This window comes from Jatrophihabitans sp. (assembly GCF_046262535.1).
GTDB lineage: Bacteria > Actinomycetota > Actinomycetes > Mycobacteriales > Jatrophihabitantaceae > Jatrophihabitans.
This window is the reverse complement of the sequence record NZ_JBHEMO010000050.1, coordinates 1-13,909: the sequence shown is the minus strand read 5'-3', so window position 1 is coordinate 13,909 and position 13,909 is coordinate 1. Positions and strand designations below refer to the sequence as shown.

Below are 13,909 nucleotides of genomic sequence, written 5' to 3'. Positions count from 1 at the left end.
GGCCGCCGCTACCGCGAGGACGGCTGTGATGACGAGGACGGGCCAGGTGGCCCGCGAGGGACGTCGCATGATCACCCGATCATGCCCAAGCAAGATGTGAGCAGCTACGGCGCCTGGGCCGCCGTGGCAGCAGCGCGGTAGACACGGCGGGCCGCCTGGTTCCCTAGGCGGCCCGCCGGTGTTGTTGTTCAGAATTCTGTCAGCTGAGCGTCACCGCGGTGTCATCGACGACGAACGACGTCTGCAGTGACGAGTCCTCACTGCCGCTGAACGACACCGACACGGTCTGGCCGGCGAGCGAGGAGAGACTGAACGACTTCTGCACATATCCCGTGGCCTTGTTGAGGTTGGAGTACGTGGCCAAGGTCGTGCTGCCCGCCTTCACCGTCAGTTTGTCGTACGCCACCGACGTGGTCGTTTCAGCCGAGTCGATGTGCAGCCAGAAGCTGAACGTCGCCGAGCATCCGGCTGGAATCGTCACCGACTGGCTGAGCGTGTCGGTGTGCGCTGAGCCGTAGCCGTCCATCCAGGCCTTCCAGCTACCCGAATGCGCCGGCTGGGACGTGGAGTTGTCGACCACCCCTGCCGTCGCCGTCCACGGAGCAGCGGTGCCGGTCTCGAAGCCCGGGTTGCCCAGCTTCTGGCCCGGGCTCGCGCAACCGCCACCGGCCGGACTGATCGTCCAGGTGAACGAGGTGCTGCCGGACGCATTGGTGCTGTCCTTCGCGGTGACCGTCGTGCTGAACGTGCCGGCGGCCGACGGCGTACCGGAGATCAAGCCCGTCGATGCGTTGATCGAGAGTCCGGTCGGCAGTCCGGTCGCCGAGTACGTCAGCGCGGCCGAAGCGGAATCCGTCGCCTGGATCTGCAGGCTCTTCGCCGTGCCGACCGTCCCCGTCTGATTGCCCGGGTTGGTGACGGTCACGGTGTTGCCCGTGCTGGTGCCGCCGACGATCGGATGCGAGATGGCGCAGCTGTTCGTGTCGTTCGACCACGACGCCTGCTCGGCGAACGTGCCGGTGGCGAAGGTGATGTTGGCCGCCCCGCCGGTCTGCCCAGCCGCGATCCAGGCGCACTCGTCGGAGTTCTCCTGCTGGTAGTACGCGCTGCTGGTCTGGTGGTTCGTCCACCCGCCCGCCGGGTTCTGGTCGGACATCATCTCTTGCCACTCGTGGCCGAGCGTCATCGTGTAGCCGTCGGTGATGCCCGAAGCGCCGCTGTTGATGAAGTGGGTGCCGCAGCTCGAGCCCATGTCGATGTTGTACGGCTGGTTGCTGAACGCGATGTCGCCGTAGGGGGACGAGACGCCGACGTCACCGTTCCAGTCGTGCCACGCGCAGTAACCCTGCGTCGGGCTCTGGTAGTTGTCCGGGTTCGTGCCGTGCGGCGAGAGGATCACGTAGTACGAGTCGCGGTTGGCGGCGGCGGTCGTGTTGCCGAAGTGCGCGGCGGCGCTGACCGCTTCGCTGCCGAGCTGAGCCGCGGTCGCTCCGGACGGCGATGCCTTGGTGTTGTCGTACCAGACGCCGGACAGCACACCGCCGGCCTGGTACGGGATGAATGCCGCATTCGAAGGGCAGCTCGTTGCGCCGGCGGCGACGTTCGGGCCGTCGCACCACTGGGTGAGGTCGGCCGACCACAGCTCGTTGTTGGTGCCGATGCCATTGAACATGTTCTGCGCGGCCTGGGCCGCGCCGTTCGTGTCGCCGGAGAAGCTGCTGACACCGTTGGTCGTGGTCTGGGTGCCCCACTGGGTGCCGTAGAAGACGAGATAGACCTTGGAGTGACCGCTCTGCACGCCGATGCCGTCGACGCCCCCGCCGTAGGCCAGGGTGCGGGCACTGGTGGAGACGGCGTTGTTGTGCAGCTTCTCCCAGCCCTGCATTTTCGTGTTCAGCTCCCGGGTCGGAAGGACCCCGTGACGGTAGGAATGGCCGTAGGCCGGCGAGTACGGGTTGCGTACTCCGCCAGTCGGGGCGGCTCCGGCCGATGCCGGAACGGACAGGGCGGCAGCGATCAGCGCCGACGTCCCGATGAGGACGGTCAGTCCTCGTGTACGGACCTTCAAAACAACCTCCTGGGTGGCGTACCGATCCCCGCTAGTTCAGGGTCCGGCACAAGTTAGAACCGCTTCGCGCAATATGAGGTGGCGGTGAACTCGCAAGTACTGCCGTGGCAGGAAGTTACCGGCGGCCCGGGCTAACTACCCTGGGCCAATGACCCGCCCCCCGGAACCAAGGTCCCGACTGACGCATGTCGACGGGCGGGGCGAGGCCCGCATGGTGGACGTTTCCGCCAAGGACATCAGCGTGCGTGAGGCGCGGGCGGCCGGTCGGTTCGTCACCACGGCCGAGGTCATCGCTCTGCTCCGTCGCGACGGTCTGCCCAAGGGTGACGCCCTGGCGGTCGCGCGGATCGCCGGCATCGCCGGTGCGAAGCGCACGCCCGACCTCGTTCCGCTGTGTCACCCGGTCGCGCTGCACGCGGTGAGTGTCGAGCTGGAACTCACCGACGACTCGGTGGAGATCACGGCGACCACGCGTACGGCCGATCGCACCGGGGTGGAGATGGAGGCGCTGACCTCCGTGGTCACGGCCGGCCTCGCGCTCTACGACATGGTCAAAGCGGTCGACCGGTCGGCTCGGCTGACCGATGTCCGGCTGCTGGCCAAGTCCGGCGGACGCTCCGGCGAGTGGGCCGCCGGGGAGGCCTCATGAAGGCGGCGGTGATCACGTGCTCGAATCGCTCGGCCACCGGCGAGCGCCCGGACGACAGCGGAGAACTGCTGGCCTCGATGCTGGGCGCGATGGGTCACGAGATCGTGCTGCGCCGGATCGTGCCCGACGACGTCGAGCAGATCCGCGAGGCGGTCGCCGATGCACTGGCTGCTGATGCGCGAGCCGTCGTGACGACCGGGGGCACCGGGCTGACGCCGACCGACGTCACCCCCGAGGCCGTGCGACCCCTTCTCGAGCGGGAGATCCCGGGCATCGCCGAGGCGCTGCGTTCGGTGTCGCGCGAGAAGGTGCCGACATCGGTTCTGTCGCGGGGCGTGGCCGGAACGATCCGGGCGACGCTGGTGGTGACGCTGCCCGGCTCGCCGGGGGGCGTCCGGGACGGGATGGGTGTCTTGGCGCCGCTCCTCGAGCATGCGGTCGATCAGATGGGCGGCGGCGACCACCGGCCGGGAGGCGGGATATGAGCGAGACCGGAACGACGCCGGGCAGCGAGGTCGATCAGGTCGTCCGGTTGGTCGGCGTCAGCGATCAGCCGTTGACGACCGAGCTGCACGAGGCAGCGGTCGACCATCCAGCGGCCGGCGCCCGAGTCGTCTTCTGCGGGGTGGTGCGCGACCACGATTCGGGCCGCAACGTCGTCGAGCTCGAGTACGAGGGGCATCCGACGGCCGAGAAGGTGCTGACCGACATCGCCGAGCGCTTCGCCGCGGAGCCGGATGTCCTGGCCCTTGCCGTCAGTCATCGGATCGGGATGTTGGCCATCGGCGACATCGCGCTGGTGGCGGCGGTCTCCAGCGCACACCGGCGGGAGGCCTTCGAGATCTGCGCCCGCCTGGTCGACGAAGTGAAGAGCACCTTGCCGATCTGGAAGCGGCAGGTGTTCACCGACGGCACCGACGAGTGGGTCAACTGCCCCTAGGGCTTGTCGGGGTCGAGGGCGTCCTCGAGCTTGGACGAGACCGCGGAGATCTTGTCCGTGTACTTGCCGCTGGTCGCCTTGTCGATCCGCTCGGCGGCGGCACTGACTCCCTGGGCGGCGATGACCGCAGCCTTCTCGACGAGTGGGGCGGCCTTCTCGGCCAGGTCGACGGCGACCTCCTTGGCCTTCTCGATCGCCGGGCCGGCGGCTTGGGCCGCCTGACCGGCGAGCTCGGTCGCCTTCTCGGTGAATTTGCTCGACTCGACCATGTCTGCGCCTCCGGCGTCGGTACGGGATCGTGCGAAGCCATCAAAGCACTCAGCTGCTGCAGTGGGCAGACTGGTGTCATGCCCGATGACCAGGACGACGCTCAGTCGGAGTCGGAGTCGGAGTCGGGGCCGGAGCCGGGGCCGGGGCCGACGGCCCGGCCCGCGGAGCGGCACGAGCCGGTGCTGCCTGACGTCTCGAGCGATGAGCTGGACGTGGGTTGGGGTGACGAGCCGTCCGAGCGCGACGACGAGTGGTATCAGCGCGAACGGCCGCCGCACCACGAGTGACGGGCGTCAGGGGCGCGGTCGGGGGTTCGGCGCGCCACCTCCGCCCTGCGCGGCCAGCAGGTCGCGGATCTGTTCGAGCAGCAGGACGTCCTCGGCCTTCGCCTCCGGTTCCTCGACCCCCGTGGCGAGCCGGGCCGCGCGCCGCTCGGCCAGCTTGTTGAGCGGCATCACGACGAGGAAGTAGATGGCGGCGGCGATGATCAAGAACGAGATCAGGGCGTTGATGAAGTCGCCGTAGAGGAACTTGCTCTTGTGAACGGTGAAGCTGAGCGTGCTGAAGTCGGGCTTGCCGCCGATCGCCGCGATGAGTGGCGTGATGAGGTCGGCAACCAGCTTGTTCACGATCGCGCCGAACGCTGCGCCGATCACCACGGCGACAGCCAGGTCGACGACGTTGCCGCGCAGGATGAACTCTTTGAAGCCCTTGAGCATCTCGTCCTCCGAGTAGGAAACCCCGTCGACGGCGCGCGCCGCCAGGGTGGCGATGCTAAGGCGGATCGGCCACGACTGCGAATACCTGCCCGGCGCGGTCGCGGGCGATTTGTACGGCGGCGGCGCGGTCGACCGCCAGCACCACCTCGGCGTCGGCCTCGGCCGTGCGGGGGAGTACGGCGAGGACGAGCGCGTGCGACGCGACCGTCGCCACCTTCGGCGGCCCGGTCGGCGCGGTGTCCGAGTCACCAGGGCGCGGCGTCTCCAGCAGGTCGAGGTGATCGCCGGGGCGGACGAGGTCGGCGGCGCGCGGATCGTCGAGGGGCACGGCCGCCGCGACGGCGCCGCGGGCCAGACCGGTCGTCAGCCCGTTACCCAACAGACGCGTCGAGGTGACCGCCTCGCCGGCAGTGACCGGTCCGGCGAGGCGACGACCGATCAACGCGCCCGGTGCGGCGCGCGCGCCCGCCGGTCGCAGGGACGGCGGCCACCGGGCCACGCGGAGGTCGGCGCCGGCGATGCGGTGGCCGGCCGGTAGATCTGAGGTGCTGACGACGACCGACACCCATCGCGGGGCCGGCGCGGCCGCACGCTGCGCGTGCGCACCCATCGTGCTGGCCAGAGCCAGGATGAGACAGAGGCCGGCGGCGCAGAGGCGCGGCGTTCGGCCGAAGCGAGGGAGCATTCGGCGTACGGAACGGAGCATGCCGCCACGTTAGGAAGCGGGTCGGCCTTTCGCGCCGTGCGACCGGTCCCTGTGGACGACCGTGCGCCCTGTGGACAGCCCGGCCGGGGCTGTCGCCGTGGTGTGTCAGGCGGACGCGGCCGTCTTGCCGCTCGTTGACGATGACGACGACGAGGAAGAAGAGCTGGAACCGCTCGACGAGTCGGATGACGGGGAGGAGGACGACGAGGAAGGCGTGGACGCAGTAGCCGGCTCCTTCGACTTGCTGCCCGAATCCTTCGAGTCCGACGCGGAGGACGACTCGCTCGACTTGCCGGCGCCGGCGCGGCTGTCGGTGCGGTAGAAGCCTGATCCCTTGAAGACCACGCCGACGGCCGAGAAGACCTTGCGCACGCGGCTGCCGCACACCGGGCACTCGCTGGCGGCCGGGTCGGTGAAGGACTGGACCAGCTCGAACTGGTTGCCGCAGTCCGCATCAGTGCACGCGTACTGATAGGTGGGCATGCGGTCCTCCGGCGAGCTCGGTCAGGGTGCCGGGCGCGATTTCGCCCGTTGGCACTCTCAGCTTACGACTGCTAACGATCGAAACCGATATCGGTATTCCTGTCCAGCCCGACCCAGCCCGCCGGGGCGACGACCGCCGCCACCGGGACGTCCCAGTCGTCGCGCGGCAGTCGATCGACCAACTCGCCGTCGAAGAGCAGCGCCGCCACGACGGCATCGGGGGCGCAACGCGCGAGGGCGCGGTCGTACGAACCGCCCCCGCGGCCGAGCCGGGTGCCGTCGCGCGCCACCGCCAGGGCCGGCACCAGGACCAGTCCGGCCGTCGCCACCGCGTCCAGCCCGAGCGGCTCTCCGCCACCGTCGGCCGTCCACATCGTCCAGTCGAGATCCCTGTCGGGCAGCGTTATGGGCACCAGGACGCGGACGCCCCGGGCGCTGAGTTCGTCGAGCAGTTCGACCGAACCCGGCTCCGTTCGCAGCGGCACGTAGGCCGCGACCACATCGATGCCGGCGACGCGCTCGAGCACATGTGCGCGCACTGCGGCCCGGGCCGATTCCAGGGCCGCGGGATCGCGCGCGCGCCGGACGGCCGACAGCTCGTCGCGCAGCGAGCGCTTGTCCGGTCGCCTCGCGTGGTCCACCGGGCAATTCTGGCCCCGTAGTCTCGAAGGATGACGAGGCACCGCGTCCGGAAGGCGCTCATTCCTGCGGCGGGTCGAGGCACGCGGTTTCTGCCGCTGACCAAGGCGGTACCGAAGGAGCTCGCGCCGATCGTCACGACACCGGCCATCGAGCTGGTCGTCACGGAGGCGGCCCGGGTCGGCGTCGACGAGGTGCTGTTCGTCGTGAGCCCCGACAAGCACGGCATCGCCGAGTACTTCGAGCGCGACACCGAACTCGAGGCGGCGCTGGAGCAGAAGGGGGACGCGGCCGCACTCGAGCTCGTCCGCCGCGCCCCCGACCTCGCGAGGTTCACCTTCGTCGACCAGAAGGACCCCCGCGGGCTCGGCCACGCGGTCGGTCACGGGGAGCAGTTCGCCGACGGCGAGGGGCTGGCCGTCCTGCTGCCCGACGACCTCATCGACGACCGCGACCAGCTGCTGGACACGATGCTGAACGTGTACAGCGAGCACGGCGGCATCGTCATCGGGCTCATCGACGTTCCGCGGTCGGAGATCAGCAAGTACGGCAGTGTCGCCCTCACTCCGGACAGCGACCCGGAGGCAGAGGTCGTCGCCATCGTCGAACTCGTCGAGAAACCTCCGGCGGAGACCGCCCCGAGCACGCTGGCGATCATCGGGCGGTACGTCCTGCCACCGGAGATCTTCGAGGCGTTGCGCGCGACGCAACCCGGCGCGAAGGACGAGATCCAGCTGACCGACGCGATGCAGCGGCTGGCGCACGACGGTGTTCCCGTGCACGGCGTTGTCTTCCGCGGCCGGCGCTATGACACGGGCAACGGGCTGGACTACATGAAGGCCGTCGTCCAGCTGGCCGGTCGACATCCCGACATCGGATCCGACTTCCGGGCCTGGTTGCGGGAGTATGAGCCCGAGGACGGCTGAATCCGTCCGCGCGATCAGGGGCACTGAGCACGCGAGGAGAGTTACTGGTGGCTGACGACGATCGCCTGCGGACGGTCGACGAGCACCTGTCGGTCGTGCTGGACGCCATCGGCTCCATCGATCCGATCGAGCTCACACTGCTCGATGCGCAGGGCTTGCTGCTGGCGGAGAACATCAGCGCCGACTTCCCGCTGCCGAGCTTCGACAACTCGGCGATGGACGGGTACGCGGTGCGGGCCATCGACACCCGCGACGCCACGTCGGCCGATCCCGTGCGCCTGCAAGTCGTCGGTGACGTGGCGGCAGGCGCGAAGTCGCGTTCCGGGATGGGCCCCGGCCTCGCCATGCGGATCATGACCGGCGCGCCCATCCCGGCCGGTGCCGACGCGGTGATTCCGTTGGAGGACACCGACCGCGGCCTCGCCCGCGTGGCGATCAACCGGCCGGCCCGGACCGGCGAATGCGTCCGCCGCACCGGCGAGGACCTCGCCGCGGGCGCTCCGGCGCTCGCCGCCGGCGCCGCGTTGGGGCCGCAGCAGTTGGCGTTGTTGGCGGCGATCGGCCGCGACCGGGTCACCGTCCGGCCCCGTCCCCGCGTCATCATCCTGTCCACTGGCAGCGAGCTGATCGAGGTGGGCCACCGTCCCGCGTTCGGCGAGGTCATCGACTCGAACTCGTACATGATCGCCGCCGCGGCGAAGGATGCGGGCGCTGACGCCCGCCGGATCGGGATCGTCGCCGACGACCACGCCAAGCTGCTGGACACACTCGAGAACCAGCTCCTGCGCGCCGACGTCCTGCTGACCACCGGTGGCGTCAGCATGGGCGCCTTCGACGTCGTGAAGGAGGCGCTGTCCGACCTCGGCACCGTCGAGTTCACCAAGGTCGCGATGCAGCCGGGCAAACCGCAGGGCTTCGGGCACCTCGGCAACAAGGTGCCGATCTTCTGCCTGCCAGGCAACCCGGTCAGCAGCCTGGTGTCGTTCGAAGCTTTCGTGCGGCCGGCCATTCGCAAGATGCTGGGCAAGCGCAGCCTGCAGCGGGCGACGGTCCAGGCGGTCGCATTGGAGGGCGCGCGTAGCCCGCACGGCGTGCGGCAGTACCGCCGCGGCGTCCTGCATCGAGAGGCGGGTGGCGGCTACGGCGTGTCGTTCGTCGGCGGCGCCGGTTCACACCTGATTGCGTCGCTCGCCCTGTCGAACTGCCTCGTCGTGGTCCCGGAAGAGGACACCGAGGTGGTCGCCGGCTCGCAGGTGACGGTCATGCCACTGCTGCTGTCCAACCGGTAGCCGTCCGGGACCGCGCATGACCAAGATCCCGGGCTGGCCGGCGACCCCGTCGACCGGACCGGTGCTGCTCCGCCCGCCGCGGCTGCGTGACGCGCGGGCGTGGAGTGAGATCCGGCTGCGCAACGAGAAGTGGCTCGAACGGTGGGAGCCGACGTCCACGCACAGCTGGGACGAGCGCAACTCGGTCGCGGCGTGGCCGGCGCTGCACTCGGCGCTGCGCTCGAGCGCCCGCAAGGGCCTGATGCTGCCGTTCATGATCGTGTACGGCGGCCGGCTCGTCGGCCAGCTGAACGTCTCCAACATCGTGCAGGGGGCGCTGCGCTCGTGCACGGTCGGTTACTGGGTGGATAGCGCAATGGCCGGCCGGTCGATCACGCCCACCGCCTTGGCGCTGGCGATCGACCACTGCTTCGGCCCGGCCGGACTGCACCGGGTCGAGGTCGACATCCGGCCGGAGAACGCGGCCAGTCTGCGGGTCGTCCAGAAGCTCGGCCTGCGGCAGGAGGGCTTCTACGAGCGCTTCCTCGACATCGACGGCGGGTGGCGTGACCACGTCGCCTTCGCGGTGACCGTCGAGGAGCTGGCCGGACGCAGCATGGTGTCGCGGCTGCCCGCCTTGCCGCCGGATCCGGCCTGGCGCTGAGAACGTCCCAGCCCGGTGATCACGTCCCGTCCCGGCGTCCCCCGGTGCGCTGCGGAGGGAATTGATCACCGGGCACCGGCCCTCCCCTGCGCCGCGGGTTCTCAACCTCAAGTCGAGGTTCCTGGTCGACACGCCGCAGCGCGTACGACGGTCCGGGCGTTCCCGTCACTAACTTGAGCGGCAGCGTGTTACTGGTGTGACTGGAGGTGCTGGATGTTGTCACCGTTGATGACGGTCGCCGTCCTCACCGTTCTCTGGCTGATCGTCGTCGTTCCGATGGTGCTGCGCCGCTCCGACGAGCGGCGCCGCGAGCGGTCCGTGGAGGGCTTCGGCCGCGCGATGCGCGCGCTGGGCCGCCGGGCCGGCACGCCGGACGAGGTGCGGGCCGAGGTCTACGTCCCGCGGCAGAACCGCGCCAAGCTCGCGGCCCCCGACCGCCGCCCCGTGCCCGCCGCCCAGGAGGCGCTGATGTACCCGCCCGACCGTTCCGAACTGTCCGAGGTCCGCGCGCAGATGCTGGGCCGCCGGCGTCGCTCGCTCGGCATCCTGGTCGGCGGCAGCGTCGTCTTCGGGCTGCTGGCAGTGGTCATGGGCGGCGCGATGTGGCTGCTCGCCCTGCCCTTCCTGCTCGGCTTCACCGGCTACGTCCTGTTCCTGCGCAATCAGGCGCTGCGTGACCGGGCCCGGCGCGAGAACCGGCAGCTGCGGGCATCGGCCCGCCGGCCCGCCGGCTACGACGCCACCGAGGAGATCGCTCGCTTCGAGCAGGCGCCGGAGTCGATCGTCCGCATCGACGACGACGACGTCGAGCTGATGAGCATGGACACGATCGACCTGACCGGGCTCTACAACGAGGAGCTGGCTCCGGCCGCGGTCCAGCGGCGCGCCAGCTGACCGGTTCCGGCTGATAACCTGATCGACGGCCCTCGGGCCGTCCCGTCAGGGGCTGTGGCGCAGTCCGGTAGCGCACCTCGTTCGCATCGAGGGGGTCAGGGGTTCGAATCCCCTCAGCTCCACCAATTGCGGTGTCCCGCGACATGAGTCTCACCTGGGTCGCGACATGCGAAGCGTCAGGCACCACGCTCAGCCCGCGGATTGGGCGGCCCGGTAGTCGAGAACCTGTTCGGTCGGTGCGAGACCGGCTTGCAGATCGATGCCGTGAACGATTCGGATGTGCTCGCGGAACCAGCTGTCGAATTCGCTGTCGGAATCGGCGAGCCCTGCTAGAGCGGCGGCGATGTCGTGAGCCTCGATCACCACGACGACGACGTCTCCATCGGGAGTGGCCTGAATCCACACCGATTCGCGCGTGATGCCGTGGCGACGGCGCGAGGCCGCATGCTGCCCGCTGCGCTCGCCGTGCCAACAGGAGTGCATGGTGCGGCGGTCGAGATCGGTTTGGCCCGGCAGGACCGGGATTGCAAAGGCGATGGATGTCGCGGACTGGGTGGTCATGTGATGCCTCCGAACGAGTAGGGATTCATAGGTTCGCGGTGGTTGACTCGATCGGCCATCCCGCCGGACCTGGGATATTTCGTGCACGTGGCTTGCACTCTCGCCGGTGCGGATGAACAGTTCTGCTGTGGCGCAGTGGGACGCGGACCGAGTGGTCGAGGACGTGCGCCGGCTGGGCGGACGCGGGCTACCGCTCGCCGAACTGCACCGGCAGATCGGGGCGCGACTGCGTCGCGCACTGCCCTTCGACGCCGCATGCTGGCATGGCCTCGACCCGGACACGCTCCTGCTCACTACCGCGAACCCCGAAGAGCTCATCGCCAACGGGTTCCTCAACACCGACTCCGAGCCGCGCGCGGCCCAGGCCGTGCTGGCGAGCGAGTACCTACGACCGGACGTCAACGCCTTCGCCGCGCTGGCCCGGCGCCGCTCACCGGTTGGCGTCTTGAGCCAGTCGACGCGGGGGCGTCCGCAGCACAGCGCGCGCTACCGTGAATTTCTGGCCAAGTGCGGTACGCCGCACGAACTGCGCGCCGTGTTCGTGACTCGCCAGCGCGCGTGGGGATGCGTCGTCATCCATCGCAGCGAACGGTCCGGCGATTTCGGCGACTCGGACGTCCGGCTGATGGCGGAGCTGTCCGGCCCGATCGCAGACGCCCTTCGGCAGTCGGTCCGCCTCTCGGCCGCCCGCGGCGGCGACGATCCTCGGGCACCAGGCCTTGTCATCCTTGGCCCCCGCAACGAGCCCGAATTGATCACCGCCACCGCCGAGCAGCTTCTGGAAGACCTGCGCAGCCTCAGCCCTGCCACCCGGCAGATCATGCCGATCCCCGTCCTCACCACCGCTGAAGCCGTGCGCACGGCCCGTCAAAGCCGGACGGTCCACATCGCCAGCGCATCAGGGTGGATCTCGCTACACGCGTCCCTGCCCGACGGGGGCCACTCGCAGCGGGTCGCGGTGGTCGTCCAGCGCGCAGCACCGGAACAAACGGCATCACTACGGCTGGAGGCGCTCGGCCTCACCGCCCGCGAGCGCGAGATTGCCGAGCTGGTCGCCCGCGGGCACTCCACGCAGCAAATCAGCGAACGTCTCTTCCTGTCACCATGGACGGTGCAGGATCACCTGAAAGCAATCTTCGACAAGACCGGCGTCCGAAGTCGACGTCAACTGTTGGCGACGATCTTTTTCAGCGAACAGTTGCCGAGCCTGCTCGCCGGCGCTCCGCTGGATGCTCACGGGCATCTGAGACACCTCGAGAACTAACACGGTGTCACAGGGTCATTTCTGTCGCCTGCGGGCCGCCTAGCTCAGCGACACCCGGAGCCATGGCCAGGGCGATCAGCGTGGGTCCGATCATGGCCAGCGGCAGGGTGTGGTCGACGCAGCCGGTAGCCAGGGCTGCGGTGGGCATGCCCGCTGCGGCGCACTCGGCCGGGTCTTGCACGATGACCGTCCCGCCGGCCCGTTTGACTCCTCGGACCCCTTGAGCGCCGTCGGCGAGCTTGCCGGTCAGTACCACCCCGATCGTGCCGGCTTGATAGTGGTGCGCCGCATCCTGCATGACCAGATCGGCTGACAGCCGCTGCCCGTCAGCGGGCCGGACCCGCACCCTGTGGTTGGGGGCGACGCCGCACCGGTGACCGGCGGGAAACACTGCGACAGTCCCCGCGAGCAGCGGCGCGAGGTTGGCTGCGGCGCGGACCGCGAGCTGACAATCGCGGGCCAGGATCCGGGCGAGCGGGTCAGCGGGTGCGACCGCGCGGTGCAGGACGACCGCGATGGGCGCGGGAAAGGCCTCGGGCAGCGTGGCTAGCACGGTCCGAATCGCCTGCAGACCGCCGAAGGACGCCGCGATAACCACGACGCGGGAAGCCGTCGTCGTCCCGGGCTCCGGGTTGTGTTCGACGTCCTGCATTGGCTCACGCTACGCCCAGGGGCGGATTGTCACGGACCAAAAGTCGTCGCCTTGGTGGCCAGTCCTGACTGATGCTGGCACAGTGGTTGAGGTGGGCAGGCTCAACCGCGCGCAGTCCGGCCGACCGCGCGCGCACCGCCGAGGAGCGATATGAGCGACCAGATCGGGTTCAGTCTGCGCGACGGGATGGATCTCGCCGGGGTGAATCTGGACGAGTTGTGGGTGCACTACGTCGCCGTCGGCGGCGTCGGCGACGAGGTGTGGTTGGCGCAGCGACTTGCGGGCGTGCCCTGCGGAGCGCTCGAGCACGACCGGATCGCGCAAGCCTTGCTTGAGATCTTCGTCGATCAGGGGGCAGCCACGTTTCCGGTGGCCTACTCCGATGCTTTGCCACCATGCGCGCCGACACCAGTGGGCGTGATGCCGCCGGGATCTGCGTCGCGGTCGGCTGAAGTCCGCCGCGACGCCGCGGCGGCTCGACTGCGCAGCGCGGCGGCCGCGCGCGAAGCGGCCAAGTTGCACAGAACGGCGGCCCAACTGATGCAGGCCAGCAGCCAGTTCAATTTCGCTCGGCACGCCAGCGATCGGGCGCAGGCCGCGCTGCAGCGGGCCAAGGCGCTGACAGCGGCCTAGCCCGAATCTGGCCCGTCGAAGCCGCGTTTTTCGGAGCCGGGAGCTGTCGCATCCGTGTCGGATCGCGGTGGCGGCTGTTCCATGAGCACCAGCACGCCGGTCGGTGCGTCGCTGTCCGAGCGCAGCGGGGTGACCGTGACGCGTAGGGCGATCGAGCGTCCACGCCGGTTGATGGCGTCGAGTTTCAGTTCGGCGGCCGGGTCCTCGCCGTGCAGGACATCGCCGATCAGTGGTTTGAGTTGTTCGGTCGGCAGGCCGCTGTCGAGGTTGAGGAAGTGCGCCCCGAGAGTTTCATCCTCGCGCAGTCCCCAGAGGTCTTCCGCGTGCCGGTTCCAGACACGGACGACATGGTCGCGGTCGAGCACGATGACGGCGGCATCGAGGCTGCCGAGGATGGATTCCATGAAATCGTTCAACGAGGAGATCTCACTCGTGCGCTCGCGCAGTTCCTCGTTGGTGGCCTGAAGCTCGTCGTTCATCGACTGGAGCTCTTCGTTCATCGTTTCGAGTTCTTCGTTGGTCGACTGCAATTCCTCGTTCGTCGTCTCGAGTTCCTCGACGGTTGACTGGAGT

At 69.3% G+C, this 13,909-nt stretch carries 19 protein-coding genes and 1 tRNA gene; 11 read left to right on the top strand and 9 right to left on the bottom strand.

Translation table 11 applies throughout. From position 1 onward, the window contains the following. Nucleotides 1-199 precede the first annotated feature (199 nt). Nucleotides 200-2,068, bottom strand: coding sequence for a putative Ig domain-containing protein (locus ABR571_RS08050; RefSeq protein WP_409452672.1), 1,869 nt, complete (start codon nt 2,066-2,068; stop codon nt 200-202). 148 nt (nt 2,069-2,216) lie between these two features. Between ABR571_RS08050 and moaC the strand changes: the two genes are divergently transcribed. The 3 genes from moaC to ABR571_RS08035 are packed head-to-tail and all read left to right on the top strand — an operon-like array spanning nt 2,217 to nt 3,657. Continuing rightward, the gene (moaC, locus tag ABR571_RS08045) at nt 2,217-2,717 is read left to right on the top strand and encodes a cyclic pyranopterin monophosphate synthase MoaC (RefSeq protein ID WP_409452671.1); all 501 of its coding nucleotides are present in this window, start codon (nt 2,217-2,219) and stop codon (nt 2,715-2,717) included. Then, entirely contained in the window at nt 2,714-3,202 is a 489-nt protein-coding gene (locus ABR571_RS08040) for a MogA/MoaB family molybdenum cofactor biosynthesis protein (protein WP_409452670.1), read from the top strand. Before moaC ends, ABR571_RS08040 begins: the two co-directional genes overlap by 4 nt. Further along, the gene (locus ABR571_RS08035; protein ID WP_409452669.1) at nt 3,199-3,657 is read left to right on the top strand and encodes a molybdenum cofactor biosynthesis protein MoaE; all 459 of its coding nucleotides are present in this window, start codon (nt 3,199-3,201) and stop codon (nt 3,655-3,657) included. Before ABR571_RS08040 ends, ABR571_RS08035 begins: the two co-directional genes overlap by 4 nt. Here the strand turns inward: ABR571_RS08035 and ABR571_RS08030 are convergent. Then, entirely contained in the window at nt 3,654-3,926 is a 273-nt protein-coding gene (locus ABR571_RS08030; protein ID WP_409452668.1) for an antitoxin, read from the bottom strand. The two genes, ABR571_RS08035 and ABR571_RS08030, sit on opposite strands and share 4 nt — an antisense overlap. Before the next feature lie 78 nt (nt 3,927-4,004). On the opposite strand from ABR571_RS08030, the gene ABR571_RS08025 reads away from it, so the two are divergent. Further along, nucleotides 4,005-4,214, top strand: a complete 210-nt coding sequence (locus tag ABR571_RS08025; RefSeq protein WP_409452667.1) for a hypothetical protein — start codon at nt 4,005-4,007, stop codon at nt 4,212-4,214. A 6-nt stretch (nt 4,215-4,220) separates the two neighbouring features. Here the strand turns inward: ABR571_RS08025 and mscL are convergent, their stop codons facing one another. The 4 genes from mscL to ABR571_RS08005 all read right to left on the bottom strand — a co-directional run bounded on the left by mscL (nt 4,221) and on the right by ABR571_RS08005 (nt 6,476). Continuing rightward, the gene (gene mscL / locus ABR571_RS08020; RefSeq protein WP_409452666.1) at nt 4,221-4,646 is read right to left on the bottom strand and encodes a large conductance mechanosensitive channel protein MscL; all 426 of its coding nucleotides are present in this window, start codon (nt 4,644-4,646) and stop codon (nt 4,221-4,223) included. A gap of 55 nt (nt 4,647-4,701) precedes the next feature. Further along, entirely contained in the window at nt 4,702-5,352 is a 651-nt protein-coding gene (cpaB, locus tag ABR571_RS08015) for a Flp pilus assembly protein CpaB (protein ID WP_409452665.1), read from the bottom strand. Nucleotides 5,353-5,457: 105 nt separating this feature from the next. Continuing rightward, nucleotides 5,458-5,835 carry an FmdB family zinc ribbon protein gene (locus ABR571_RS08010; RefSeq protein WP_409452664.1) on the bottom strand — a complete coding sequence of 126 codons (378 nt, stop codon included), beginning with the start codon at nt 5,833-5,835 and terminating at the stop codon, nt 5,458-5,460. Between the two features lie 71 nt (nt 5,836-5,906). Then, nucleotides 5,907-6,476, bottom strand: coding sequence for a 5-formyltetrahydrofolate cyclo-ligase (locus ABR571_RS08005; RefSeq protein ID WP_409452663.1), 570 nt, complete (start codon nt 6,474-6,476; stop codon nt 5,907-5,909). Between the two features lie 30 nt (nt 6,477-6,506). Between ABR571_RS08005 and ABR571_RS08000 the strand changes: the two genes are divergently transcribed. From ABR571_RS08000 to ABR571_RS07980, 5 genes are all read left to right on the top strand, one after another. After that, nucleotides 6,507-7,400 (top strand): UTP--glucose-1-phosphate uridylyltransferase, encoded by an 894-nt coding sequence (locus ABR571_RS08000; protein WP_409452662.1) that lies wholly within the window; start codon nt 6,507-6,509, stop codon nt 7,398-7,400. A 47-nt stretch (nt 7,401-7,447) separates the two neighbouring features. Further along, nucleotides 7,448-8,689 (top strand): gephyrin-like molybdotransferase Glp, encoded by a 1,242-nt coding sequence (glp, locus tag ABR571_RS07995; RefSeq protein ID WP_409452661.1) that lies wholly within the window; start codon nt 7,448-7,450, stop codon nt 8,687-8,689. 16 nt (nt 8,690-8,705) lie between these two features. Continuing rightward, nucleotides 8,706-9,332 carry a GNAT family N-acetyltransferase gene (locus tag ABR571_RS07990; RefSeq protein ID WP_409452660.1) on the top strand — a complete coding sequence of 209 codons (627 nt, stop codon included), beginning with the start codon at nt 8,706-8,708 and terminating at the stop codon, nt 9,330-9,332. A 213-nt stretch (nt 9,333-9,545) separates the two neighbouring features. Then, nucleotides 9,546-10,226, top strand: a complete 681-nt coding sequence (locus ABR571_RS07985; protein ID WP_409452659.1) for a hypothetical protein — start codon at nt 9,546-9,548, stop codon at nt 10,224-10,226. Between the two features lie 48 nt (nt 10,227-10,274). Beyond that, nucleotides 10,275-10,351: transfer RNA gene (locus ABR571_RS07980), tRNA-Ala, on the top strand. A 64-nt stretch (nt 10,352-10,415) separates the two neighbouring features. Here ABR571_RS07980 and ABR571_RS07975 read toward each other — a convergent pair. Beyond that, a complete protein-coding gene (locus ABR571_RS07975; RefSeq protein WP_409452658.1) occupies nt 10,416-10,787 on the bottom strand; it encodes a hypothetical protein in 372 nt (123 codons plus the stop codon). A 112-nt stretch (nt 10,788-10,899) separates the two neighbouring features. Between ABR571_RS07975 and ABR571_RS07970 the strand changes: the two genes are divergently transcribed. Next, nucleotides 10,900-12,051 carry a helix-turn-helix transcriptional regulator gene (locus ABR571_RS07970; RefSeq protein ID WP_409452657.1) on the top strand — a complete coding sequence of 384 codons (1,152 nt, stop codon included), beginning with the start codon at nt 10,900-10,902 and terminating at the stop codon, nt 12,049-12,051. 7 nt (nt 12,052-12,058) lie between these two features. Here the strand turns inward: ABR571_RS07970 and ABR571_RS07965 are convergent, their stop codons facing one another. Further along, nucleotides 12,059-12,703 carry a chemotaxis protein CheB gene (locus tag ABR571_RS07965; protein WP_409452656.1) on the bottom strand — a complete coding sequence of 215 codons (645 nt, stop codon included), beginning with the start codon at nt 12,701-12,703 and terminating at the stop codon, nt 12,059-12,061. 150 nt (nt 12,704-12,853) lie between these two features. On the opposite strand from ABR571_RS07965, the gene ABR571_RS07960 reads away from it, so the two are divergent. Next, entirely contained in the window at nt 12,854-13,336 is a 483-nt protein-coding gene (locus tag ABR571_RS07960; RefSeq protein ID WP_409452655.1) for a hypothetical protein, read from the top strand. Here ABR571_RS07960 and ABR571_RS07955 read toward each other — a convergent pair. Beyond that, the gene (locus ABR571_RS07955) at nt 13,333-13,866 is read right to left on the bottom strand and encodes a PAS domain-containing protein (RefSeq protein WP_409452654.1); all 534 of its coding nucleotides are present in this window, start codon (nt 13,864-13,866) and stop codon (nt 13,333-13,335) included. The genes ABR571_RS07960 and ABR571_RS07955 overlap by 4 nt on opposite strands. Nucleotides 13,867-13,909 lie beyond the last annotated feature (43 nt).